Consider the following 11,935-nt stretch of genomic DNA (forward strand, 5'->3'; position numbering starts at 1 on the left):
AACTTCGAAAGAACAATGGATGATTTAATTAACTTTAAGAGTGCAACAATCCCGATGTTGGCACAACTTTTATACGAAGAGCATCGTGAAAAAATTAAGGCAGATTTAACTGACGATCCAAATTATCCTAAATACAAGTTGTATCAATTTTTGGAATCTGAAAATACCTATAAATTTATTGTAGCGAGACATGAGGTTAGTTCACCAGATACAGGGGGACCTGAAGGTTCTAAATACTACATAGAATGGGCATATTATGAATTTGAAAAAAATAATTAATAGTATCGTTATCCAACACGACCCAATTGCTATATTTCAATATGGTTCTAGGGGACTGGGAATAAATGATAATAATGCAGATTATGACTTAATGGTTGTAACTGATAATCCTACAAAAAGATATTTTTACTATGATGCAGAAAGTGGTGAAAAAATTGATATTTTCTTTACAAATAAGGAATTTCAAACTGATCTTAAAGTAGTAAAAGGATTAGCACATCTACAATTTTTGTTCATATCAAAAAATAGTTTGCTATATCAAACACCTGAATTTGACTATGAGGAATTTATTTCTTCAATTAAAGAGAAGCAAAGCAAATTGCTTTTTGAATTAATTAAATCTGATATTACAAGATTTAAATTTTATTCGTACAATCAAAGAAGCAAAAAAGCATATTACCATTATGCCTATATAGCTTCTTTAGTTTCAAATGAAAAACCAAATTGAGAAATTATTAAAAGAATTAAAGCTTGAACCGAAAACAAAAACGACATTAAGTACTTAGAAAAATGTCGTAAATTACTTTTTGAGTGATATTTGAAAGAAAAAGAAAAGAAGGAAGAAGGAAATGAATAAAATTATTGATTTGTTGCCGGTTTTTATTCCACTAATTACATCATTTATAGGTCTTGTTTTGACTGTAATTTTTACTAGTTTAAACCACACTAAAAAAATGAAATACTTAAGAAATCGGATTGATACATTAGAAAAAGAAAATAATGATATTAACCTAAATTTCAAACTCTACAAAGAAAAGATGGATAATTGAGCGTTTGATATGAAGGTTGACTTAAAGAAGGCGGTTGATGAAAATACATTGCTAATAAAGAAATTAGAGATGTATAAAAATAATAATAGTGTCGAATACAACAGAGAACTTGAAAAAAAATTACAAGATTATTTAAAATCATCTGATACACTTTCCAATGAACTTTTAAAAGTAAAAAATCTCAACGTTGAATTAGTTCATAAAATCGAAGAGTTAACTTTTGAAAACAATAAACTAAAAGAAAAGTTAGGACTTTTAGAAAAAGAATTAGATAAACAAGTTAGTTTTATTGAAAATGTAAAGAAGTTCGAAGACGCAATTAAGAATTTTGACTTTTCAAAGAAAGAAGAAACTCCTAAGGAAATTGCTCCAAGTCAACCTAAGAGCGATTTTAGAGGTTCTATTGAAAAAGATCCAATTGTTTGATAAAAATACTATGTAACAAAAAAGAGCGCCTTAGAAGCGCTCTTTTTAATATTAAATAAAGTCTAGGAATAAGTATGATAAGTGAGATCTACATATTTTAAATAATCTTTCTTAGACCTGATTATTCCATTCTCATCTTTATAACCAAAGCGGATATTTATTAGTAAGTTTTTTAGTTTATAAGTAGTTTCTTTCGAAATTTTATCTGTTTTCTCTGAAGGAATAGGAGATCCCTCTCTATTAAAATCTTCTAGTTTTATAAACTTTGTTCATTCTTTAAAATTTATTTCATTTTTTTCATAATCTGAATAATTTAAAAATTTAGAGAAAGGGTGTTCGTGCTTTTTATTATAGAAAGCATTTTTCAACATTTCTTTCATGCCAAATCAACCCTGATATTCAGACATCACTATAAAACCTATTGAATATTTTTTATCATCCAAAATACCATTTTCAGGTAAATAATTTCAAGAATCATATACTTTCCTAAAATATGATTCTTCATGTGAAAAACCTAGCAAAGCAGGAGAAGATATAATTTTAGTATAGTCCAAATTTTTCCTTTTATCATAATGATATTTTCATTCTGTTATAGGTACTGGTCATAAATTTGAATATTTTTTTCTTACTAAATTTTTTACTATGTCCTTAAAATCATTATTTTTATAATAAAAGAATTTTTCCGTTTCTGTTAATTCTCTCGGAGTTGGTGCAGGTGTGAATTCTGCTGGGGTTAAGTAATCATATTTTAATTCCTTAGGAAATTCTTCAACAAACCTTTCAAAGTTTTCAAGTTCGGTATGTTTATTTTTATCTCAAGGTTCAGAACAGGAAATAGATATTATTGGTAATGATAAAATAAGTGGTAAAGATAATAGTAGTTTTCTTTTTTTCATCATACTTAAATTTTACTACTTCTATTTATCTAAAAAAAATGATAAAATTATGTTTGATAGGAACCTCTACTTCCAATACTTATAATTATTGCTTAGTTCCTGTCATTCAAAACTAAAACTAAAGAACTAAAAGAAAATAAAAAAAGAACCTAGCAACCTCTACTTGCTAGGCAAAAAAATTATAGCATATAAGCATTTGATTGCTCAAAATATAATTCCCTTTTGCCTAACATAAAAAAGTTGTTAGGTAGAAGGGGATTTTAATGTCATTAAGATTTAAAGAAAAGATTGATTTATTCTTAAATTCTAATTACAAAAACAGTAAAACAAAAGTGTGCGCTAAAATTGCTTTAAATAGAATAGCAGACTTAGATGCAATTGATATTAATAAAATTAATAAAATATTTGAGAATTTAAAAAATTCAGGTTCATCAAAGAATACCCAACTTGCTTATATTAAAAAATTTATTAACTCAATGTCTAAGGTTGAAAATAAATTTTATGATGTTTCAAAATTGATTTCATTTGAAAATGATACAATTCCAAAGCAAGTTTTTAATTTGGATGAAATACAAAAGATTGAATTTGCATTAGAAAAATGAAATAATCCAGAATTCAAACTTATTTTTAACTTACTTAAATACAATGGTTGTCGTCTGGGAGAATTTGTTTCAGTTGACTGAGAAAATATCTATAAAACAAATTATGAATGTCAAATTAAGGCAAAGAAACATGGGAGATTTAGAACTATAATTGTTCCATATGATCTAAGGGATCAATTTATAAAATATGGTGTTAAATATTCTTATAACACAATTCAAAACCTATTTCATAAGTTTTCAATTTATTTAAAAACTTTATATCCTGATTGATCGAAACATTTAAGTGCTCATGTCTTGAGAGCACAATTAATTACCAATATGCATATGGCAGGACTTTCGCCAGACAAAATACAAGTTGCTACCGGGCATGTAGAAATTAGTACCATAACCAACCACTATATCAGAACTTCAAGTGTCTATCAAAAACAATTACTTCAATTGGGGAATATGGATTCGATTAATTCAATTGAAATTAATAAACTAAAAGAAATTATTTTGTTGCAAAATCAAGAAATTTTAAAATTACGTGAAAGATTAAATTTAGATGATGACGAAACTAGCGATGCCGACTTGAAAAGAACTAAAAATCAATATAAAGTCTTTGTTGCATAAAAATAATCCTAAGACTTTTAAGATATGAAAATCTAAATTTCAAGATATTTTTCTTTCTAGATTAAAACACTGAATGAAGAAGGAAAACATAGATTTTAAGTTAATTTCTAAATATTATGAAGTACTTTTCTACTGAAGTTTTATAAATTATAGAAGAGAAATGCAATTAAAAGAATTTTTAAAATCTAAAGGTTTTTTAGTAAGTTTTAGCAATCTAAAACTAGATGCAATTTTTAAAGTGGATCTTATTGCTATAAAGGAAAACCAGAAGTTGTATGTACAACTTAAAAATAGGTTTGTCAATTTCAGTATTTCAGATAGGAAGAAACTTATACATTTTGCAAATATTAGAAATTCAATTCCATTATTAGTTACGAAGCAAAAGAATACTTATAGTTTTTGAAATCTAATAAGCGAAGAAGAATTTAACTTCTAAAACTAATAAAGATATATTAATGCGTCTAAGTATATCGAAACTTAGACGCATTTAATATCATTATAGTTATATCTTAGGCCGGGTTGATATAACTATAATGATATATAACTTATATGTAATATATTATAAATATTACATATAAGTATACTTATATATATACTTATATAATAGTATATATATAAGTTATTAATGAGAATGTAACACGTACAAAAGTTACATTCTCATTATATATATTGAGAGTACAAGCATAATTAAAGCGCTGTACTCTCAATATAATATATGTATTTTTTATATATCTAGAAATTCAAAAAGTATATTAATTTTCTAAAATACTTTATTTTCTATTTTTAGTATTGATTACTTTTTATTTGGTAAAATGAAACTGAAGATATTATTTTTCTTAAAATGTTTTTTTAGCGTAAAAATGTCTAAAAAAGTATTTTAAAAAGGTATATTAAAAGTATTTTAGTATTTTAAAATTTTTAAAAAAATTAAAAAATCTCTTTAACTACTTAATCTAATTATTTTTAATACAATTAATATAAATACAAATTAAATTTAAAAAGAATAATAGTTATAATCATCGTCCTAAATTTATGAAAACAAAAAATTTAAATTTCCTTTTTTATATAACACCGCTTAGTTTGGCTCCCCTAAGTGTTCTTTCTATTAAATGCCAAAGTTCACTTAATCCAATAATTAAACCATTTATCCCACCCTTTTCTCCTACTAATCCATTAATTCCTTGAATCCCTCCTAATAATGCTTCTTCTAAAAATATAAATGACGATTCATTATCCTTAAAAGTAACTAAACATTCATTTAAGAATTTCAATCCTGAATATTACATTAATGATAGAGATGATCTATCTGTTTATCGAATTCAAAATATGGAAGAAACTGCATACATTGATTTAGATGAATTCCTTGATGCTCTAAATGGATTTATTGATCCTGATTCAATTTCTGAAAAAATTCTTGATGAAGATCATGGCAAAAAAACTTATAAGGTAGACAATGGAGCTCATTTAATTATTGATTGAAAAAATAATCAAATCAAACTTAACTCCAATAACTTTTTCCATTCGATTATAAGTCCACAAAGACAAACTAATGCTGGTAAATTCTTAAGGGTAAATTATGATAATGTAAGAAGTCATAAAAAATTAACTGATGATCCTTATTTAATATTCGATTTGAATAAATATAACATGGATATTCTTTACTATAAAAAGAAGGTTTTAGTTCCCTTTTCAGTTTTTAACGCGCTTTTTGTCAGCCAAAATTTCAATAATATCTATTTTAATGGTGAAAATTTTACATCCTTATATGCAGGATTAGATATTTCTTTTGGTCATCGTCTATCCCTAGAGGCAAAAAAGAGAATAAAAAATATAAAGAAAAATAAACCAACTAAAAAAGAACGTCAAGTTAATTTCAATCATTTAATGTTTGTCATGGATAATTTCTATGGACTTAAGGAATATAAAGAAATTAAATCATTTGAAGATTGAATTGGTTCCAAGTATAAACAAAAATTATTATCAACCGACCCAAAGGAATTTCATCAAGCCTATGTTGATATATTTCATAAAAAACTTAATGAACTCCATACAAACATTAACTCATTTTCATATTATGATAAATTCAAAATTGATCCGATTACAGTAGATCTATTTGCAAAAAATCCTAAGAAATACTTTGGAGACTATTTCAACAAATTTGTTGAAACAAAAGCTAATTTGGATAAATATTTTAATCAATATGTAACAAACATGGAAATTACAGATTGAGAATTAAAAGATTACATAAGATTTCATAATCAAACTGCAATTATTAGTATTTTTAATTTCATTGATAGCACCCAAGAGCAAGGTTCAAGAAGGGATGCCTGAAAGTATGACACTTATTATTTGATCAAGGAATTAATGGAACTAGTTGAAAGAAGAAATAAATTATTTCGAAGAAATGGACATCAAGAAATTAAAAATATCGTACTTGATTTATCAAGAAATGGTGGAGGTAGTGTTCTTGCAATGATTCGAACCCTTGGCTTCCTAACAAATCAAAAGATCACTGCCCATGATTACAATGCCTTAGATAAAATAAGTATAGATAGTCACTATAGTGTGGACGTATTTGCGAATAATCAATTCCATTGACATAATTATGACAAATATAATTGAAATCTTCTAATTGGAATGAATACATTTAGTGCTGCTAATCAAGCTGCAAGTATAGTTAAAGATATGAGAATTGCGAAAGTAATTGGGCAAAGAAGTGGAGGAGGAATGTGTTCAATAATGCCAATAGTATTAGATGATGGAACAACAATCACAATTAGTTCTCCAAATTTATCAATTAATAAGAATGGACTGGAAACCGAAAGCGGAATTGAACCAGATATTCCACTAGATTATAAAGACTTTTATAATGATGAAATTATTGATGATATATTGAATAATAAATATAACTAGAAATTAATAAATAGATAAACTTTTAGACTTAATCAAATGCTTTAATTTGAGCATTTGATTTTTATTTTTTTGATTTAAATTTCTTTTTAATTTCAAAGATTTTTTAACTAATTTATGCTTCATAGCAATGAGTTTAAAATGGTAAAATATTTATATTATGGAATTAAAAGATAAAGAAGTTTTAAAAGAAAAATTGAAATTTGCTTATGCACCATATTCAAATGTTCATGTTGCTGCTTTAGCAATTGATGATAAAGGAAATTTTTATTATGGTGTAAATGTTGAAAATGCCGCGTATCCAAGTGGACTATGTGCTGAAAGATCTGCATTATTTGGTTCAGTTGTTCAAGGCGCTCAAATTGGAAATTTTAAAGAACTACATATTATTAGTAATCTAAATAAAATTTTATATCCTTGCGGTGCATGTAGACAAGTAATGTCACAATTTTTAGCAAATGATGCAAAAGTTGTTCTGCATTCAACTAATTTATTAGAAGAAAAAGTTTTTACAATGGAGCAACTTTTACCTGGTGGCGTAAAAGACGCTGATATTATTCCTGACTAAAAAAGGAGCCTAAATGGAACTAAAGCATATTTGCGATTTAACTCATATTCATTTACATGGTTCAAATTTTGGAGAAGAAATTCTCTATTATTTGAATAAATTTTCAATGTCCCAAAAAGAACTAGCACAGCGTCTAGGTCTAAGTACTCAGTATATTTATATCATTATCAATAGCAAAAAAAATCTAAATCTAAGTATTGGAATAATTGAGGGACTTGAAAACATTTTTAATCTTGAACTAGGCACACTGGCAGAAGTTTATTCAATATATAATAATAAAGATAAGGTTGAAAGTGAAGACATTGACCAGCTTTTAATTGACTATGGTCACGATTTTATTATTGAAAATCCTAGTCTTCCACTTATAAGTAACATTAAACTCTCAAAGGATATGCCTATTAGTAAAAAATTGATGATTATGAATCGCTTTTATGGTGTTGCTGATTTAAAAAATTATTATTCCTATTTAAAAGAAAATGCTTTGGCAGATGAGGATGTTTATGCATCTCCTAATAGTCGTGTTTGAATTAGATTCTGTGAAATTTCTTCGCTTAAGACATTAAAAAATAAAAAAGTCGGCGTCTTTAGAAAAAACTCCTTCGATAGTATTTTTAAAAAGGTTTTAAAAATAATTTGTTCACAAGAAAAATCATTCGATGAAAAGATTATAAGTTTAAAGTCTTACTTGCTAACTAAGGGAATAATTTTAATAACTATGCCTTTTATTGAACATTGCGACATAGGGGCAATTACATTTCAAAAAGGGGCTCAACGCTTAATTTTTGTTTCGGATATTTATAATTGTGAAGCCTTTATCTTCAATTGTATTCTTCATGAATTAACTCACTGCTTTTTTACGAAAAAAAATGAAGATGAAATTAATAACATCTATACTAAAAAATACATTGAAGCAAAAGAAGAATTAACTTTTAAGTATGAAGGAATTGAGGATGCAATTAATTCAATCATTGAATGTAACAAAATAAGTCACAATGATGAAAAGGGACAAGTTTGTGAGATAGCAAAAAAAGTTTTTAAGAAATATAAAAAAGTTTTTTTCTAGAATAAAAAAAATGAGGTTATCATTTGGGTAATAATCTCATTTTTTTATTTATCAAGGTAAATCAAGAAAAACTGGTTCAATTGCTTCTGTTAATCTTTTTCCATTTTGAATACGATCCAAGCACCATACTGTATATTGAATTGCAGGTTTTCCATTTCTATCTTCTCTAAGAATTTTATATTCGATTATGTGATTTCCTTTTAGATAAGGAAATTTGATACTATCTGCCTTTTCAAATAAAAAGTATTTCTTAAAGTTTGGATTTGATTCAACTTCATTAAAATTATTTTTTGCATTAGCAACAATTTCATCAAAGATTTTATTTATTTCTTCCCTTGATTTCTTCCTTCCTTCATTAGATAATTTAAAGGAGTGTGCTTTTTTTATTTCTTCTAATTGAGATGGATTTAATATCTTGTTTGCTTGAAAATTTGATGATCCCGAATATGCTCCAGGATTGATTGAAACTCTTTGAAAACAAGACACAGTAACCATCGGAGTTGTTATAAGTCCCAATCCTAATATTGATAAAATCCTTGCCTTGATCATAATTCTAAATTTTAATACATTAACTCATTAATAATTGAATTAATATTTAAATTTTATTGTATCTTATTGAAAAAAGATTGAACTATCATTGACTATCTTGTAGTGGCACTATAACATCTTGACTAAATTCTTGTTTATTATTTAAATCAACACATAGAACATTGTATTCAATAACTGGACGCCCACTATTTGTTATATTTAATTTAAATCTATATTTATGTGATGAACCAAAACCATCTAATTTATGATAACTAACATTAAAATATTCCTTAAATTTTGGATCAATGTTACCTCTTATTATTCCATCAAGATAGAAAGGATTATTTTTTTTTCTATCATTTTTTAATTTCATCCAATATGACATTCATTCTTCTTTATTCATATTCTTAGCTTTAGAAGTTAGCTCAAATTTGAATTTGTTTTTAATCTCCTCTTTTTGACTAGAATTTAGAAGTTTAACATTTTCTATGGAATATGGCAAGACAATATTACATGAAACTGCTAACATCGGAATTGCTATGGCAGTAGATGAAAGAAATAAAAGTCCTAATCTATTTTTTTTCATTATGCTTCCCTTTCAACTTTGATATCTTGAAAATAATTCAAATCATTTCATCCTATTGACTTAATTAAATGTTTCTGGTATACAACTTTTGAAAAATTATCGATGTTAACTTGGTTATTAAAGTTTATAGTGTAACTTAACAAATTATTTATTTCATTGATCATGATAAGTTGATTTTCAACATCTAAGTTCTTTAAATAAGTTCTTAATTTTTCTTTATTTGAAACTAATGATTGATCTAATTTTGATATTTCCTGATAAATCAATCCTAAGTTTGAATCCTTCCTTATTGCATTGATTAGCTTATCTAAATTACTTTTTGAATTTGTTATTTGATTAACGAGATACTCAGAACTATTACCTTCAAATAATCTAAAGCTAAAGTCCTTATATATTGATTTATTTAATTTAAAAAATTCATTATATTTTTCAAAGTTATCAATTAGACTTAATTCAACTTTAAGTTTTTTATTTTTTTTGTTGTATATTGAATTTAAAATCTCTTTAATATATTTAATTTTTTGCAATGTATCTTGATTTTCATTGATGATCAAAATTGGAATATTGACAAAAATATCTTCATCATTATTTGATTGTCCATAGAAATTATCAATAATTGCTTCAATATTTTTTTTAATTTGTTCAAATTTAATTGACTCAAGTTTCTTTTTATTTGAAATATTTCTTGGATCTCTTATTTTTTGTTTATTTTGATATTGAAATACATTTTCAATTCTTTTGCTTTGACTATCAATTATTATAGGTTTGGAAATTTGATTAAATATATCCTTTAACTCATTAACATTAAGACTCTTATTTTTTGCATCTATATATAAATTCTCAGGTGCTTGTGATAATCAAACATCATTATTGCCCTCAACAATCCCATATAGATTAATTAGATTATTAAATAAAGACTGGAATACTAAATTTTCTTTTTTTAATTCATATTTTCCAGTTTCATTTAACCCATAAAATAGTTTTAAAAAATTTCGATTGAAATAAGGGCTATCTAAGTTTGGACTTTGATTGATTATAATGGAATTATTTAATCTAAATCTGTTGTTGTTTTTTTGATATGAAAAATTGTAATTTCTAAAATTTTTTAGAATTTCTTGCTTTTCATTTAAATTTAGACTCTCATACTCTAATTTTGAAATAATATTTTGCTTAAATGCATTTGTTGCTTGCAATGAAAAAGTTGAATTAGAAACAAAAAGAGGATTATATTGGATTGAAATTTTTTCTAGGTTTGAATCGTTATAGTTCTTATTCTTAAAATAATTATTGTTAATTTTTAAAACTGTTTCATTATTATCCATATGATTAATGATGTACGATGAAGCATAAAATCTATCCTTATATGTCTTCCCATATTCAAAAAATCAATTTAAATTTTTTTTAAAATCATTCAATTCATTAAGACCATACTTATTTTTTAGTCACTCATATGGCATTGTATCGAAATAATTTTGCAGAATAAAAATATTTTCAAATAATGAACTAAAATCAATACTTTTATGATTAATTGATTCAATAACTATTTCATCATCTTTTGAATCCAATAATTTATTTAAATCTATATTATTGTTTCTAAAATATGTAACTAGATCAAAACCATCAGTGTTATCATTGATTTCTTTAAACTTGTTATCAATCTTAATCTTTTTTTCTTTAATAACTGATTCGCGATAAATTTTATTTTTTAACATCTTAGCAAGAAAATATAATTTGAATGAATTGGCATCAATCTTGCCATCTACTATTTTTTTTCCTAAATAATCAATTCAAACATTTTCTTTAGGTTCAATTTTTATTTTTATACTCTTAGCATTTAACAATGACTCTTTAAAAATGGGACTATTGATTGAATGAGTGTCAGATGAAGGAACAAACAAAAATGGACTATTAAAACCATTCCCTTTATCTTTTTTAGGTCTAAAAATACCTTTTTTATTATTTGTTTCTTCATTATCGTAAGAAACGAGATCAACTGAATCGTTAATAAATTTCTTATTGTCAATTTCTATTTCTTTAGCTCATTCAAATTTATATGACAATTCAGACGGAAACAAGACAATATTATCTCTAAAATCAATAATTGGATTCTTTTTTGATTCAATTCTTATCAATTTTGATGCTGTAGCTAGATTTATATTTTGAATATTTTTTGAAATAAAGTTATCTTCTAGATATGAGAAATCTTTATAATCATTAGCAAAATTATTTTTTTCTACATAGAAGGCCTTATTTATAATAAAGTTATTTTTTTGACACGCTATTAAAACTGAAGGAATAAAAGAAAAAAAACTTGTTAAAGAACTAATTAATAAGATTTTCTTTTTCATAATTGCAGAGTCCCCCAAAAACCGGAATGTTTAACTGCTGTGGTTGTCCCTAAATTTAATTGGGGACAACCCAGCGGTTTTATAACTAATTCGTTCCGCGTTATATCAGGCGATATAACTGTCTATTTTATCAGTAAGCTCTTCTATACTTTCAATTTTTCGATTATAAAACATTTCTTTTTTCATAATTCCTATAAGATTTTCTATTGAGGCATTGTCTAAACAGTTGCCCTTTCTTGACATACTTTGAGTGACATTAGCATTTTCTAAAACTTTAGAAAAAGAATGATGTTGATAATGGAGTCCCTGGTCAGTATGAATAATTGTCTCTCCCGGGATCACTTTAT

The 11,935-nt window shown here is 25.4% G+C and carries 13 protein-coding genes; 8 read left to right on the forward strand and 5 right to left on the reverse strand.

The features are described 5' to 3' along the window. The 3 genes from BCF89_RS03460 to BCF89_RS03065 all read left to right on the forward strand — a co-directional run. A partial coding sequence (locus BCF89_RS03460) for a hypothetical protein (protein ID WP_170108360.1) occupies positions 1–279 on the forward strand: 279 nt, incomplete at its 5' end. Next, a complete protein-coding gene (locus BCF89_RS03060; RefSeq protein ID WP_111518873.1) occupies positions 257–856 on the forward strand; it encodes a nucleotidyltransferase domain-containing protein in 600 nt (199 codons plus the stop codon). The genes BCF89_RS03460 and BCF89_RS03060, both read left to right, overlap by 23 nt. Further along, on the forward strand, positions 849–1,478 hold the full coding sequence (locus BCF89_RS03065; protein WP_111518875.1) for a hypothetical protein: 630 nt from the start codon (positions 849–851) through the stop codon (positions 1,476–1,478). The genes BCF89_RS03060 and BCF89_RS03065 overlap by 8 nt, the downstream gene beginning before the upstream one ends. 59 nt (positions 1,479–1,537) lie before the next feature. Here BCF89_RS03065 and BCF89_RS08620 read toward each other — a convergent pair whose 3' ends face one another. Next, a complete protein-coding gene (locus BCF89_RS08620) occupies positions 1,538–2,371 on the reverse strand; it encodes a hypothetical protein (RefSeq protein ID WP_146236480.1) in 834 nt (277 codons plus the stop codon). 263 nt (positions 2,372–2,634) lie between these two features. Between BCF89_RS08620 and BCF89_RS08625 the strand changes: the two genes are divergently transcribed. The 5 genes from BCF89_RS08625 to BCF89_RS08640 all read left to right on the forward strand — a co-directional run bounded on the left by BCF89_RS08625 (position 2,635) and on the right by BCF89_RS08640 (position 8,126). Next, positions 2,635–3,585: a tyrosine-type recombinase/integrase gene (locus tag BCF89_RS08625; protein ID WP_111518879.1), complete on the forward strand. Its 951-nt coding sequence runs from the start codon at positions 2,635–2,637 to the stop codon at positions 3,583–3,585. A 160-nt stretch (positions 3,586–3,745) separates the two neighbouring features. Further along, positions 3,746–4,021 carry a hypothetical protein gene (locus BCF89_RS08630; protein WP_277870060.1) on the forward strand — a complete coding sequence of 92 codons (276 nt, stop codon included), beginning with the start codon at positions 3,746–3,748 and terminating at the stop codon, positions 4,019–4,021. A gap of 596 nt (positions 4,022–4,617) precedes the next feature. Then, positions 4,618–6,498: a S41 family peptidase gene (locus tag BCF89_RS08635; RefSeq protein WP_111518883.1), complete on the forward strand. Its 1,881-nt coding sequence runs from the start codon at positions 4,618–4,620 to the stop codon at positions 6,496–6,498. A gap of 157 nt (positions 6,499–6,655) precedes the next feature. After that, entirely contained in the window at positions 6,656–7,063 is a 408-nt protein-coding gene (gene cdd, locus BCF89_RS03090) for a cytidine deaminase (protein WP_111518885.1), read from the forward strand. A gap of 13 nt (positions 7,064–7,076) precedes the next feature. Beyond that, positions 7,077–8,126 (forward strand): helix-turn-helix domain-containing protein, encoded by a 1,050-nt coding sequence (locus BCF89_RS08640; RefSeq protein ID WP_111518887.1) that lies wholly within the window; start codon positions 7,077–7,079, stop codon positions 8,124–8,126. Positions 8,127–8,174: 48 nt separating this feature from the next. Here BCF89_RS08640 and BCF89_RS03100 read toward each other — a convergent pair whose 3' ends face one another. The 4 genes from BCF89_RS03100 to BCF89_RS03115 form a co-directional block, all read right to left on the reverse strand. Beyond that, the gene (locus BCF89_RS03100) at positions 8,175–8,675 is read right to left on the reverse strand and encodes a hypothetical protein (protein WP_111518889.1); all 501 of its coding nucleotides are present in this window, start codon (positions 8,673–8,675) and stop codon (positions 8,175–8,177) included. Positions 8,676–8,757: 82 nt separating this feature from the next. Then, positions 8,758–9,240: a hypothetical protein gene (locus tag BCF89_RS08645; protein ID WP_111518891.1), complete on the reverse strand. Its 483-nt coding sequence runs from the start codon at positions 9,238–9,240 to the stop codon at positions 8,758–8,760. Beyond that, positions 9,240–11,588: an OppA family ABC transporter substrate-binding lipoprotein gene (locus BCF89_RS08650; protein WP_111518893.1), complete on the reverse strand. Its 2,349-nt coding sequence runs from the start codon at positions 11,586–11,588 to the stop codon at positions 9,240–9,242. The genes BCF89_RS08645 and BCF89_RS08650 overlap by 1 nt, the downstream gene beginning before the upstream one ends. 30 nt (positions 11,589–11,618) lie before the next feature. Beyond that, positions 11,619–11,935 (reverse strand): IS3 family transposase (locus BCF89_RS03115; RefSeq protein ID WP_146236474.1); only part of this gene is annotated, 317 nt, incomplete at its 5' end.

This window comes from Metamycoplasma auris (assembly GCF_003253435.1).
Classification (GTDB): domain Bacteria; phylum Bacillota_I; class Bacilli_A; order Mycoplasmatales; family Metamycoplasmataceae; genus Metamycoplasma; species Metamycoplasma auris.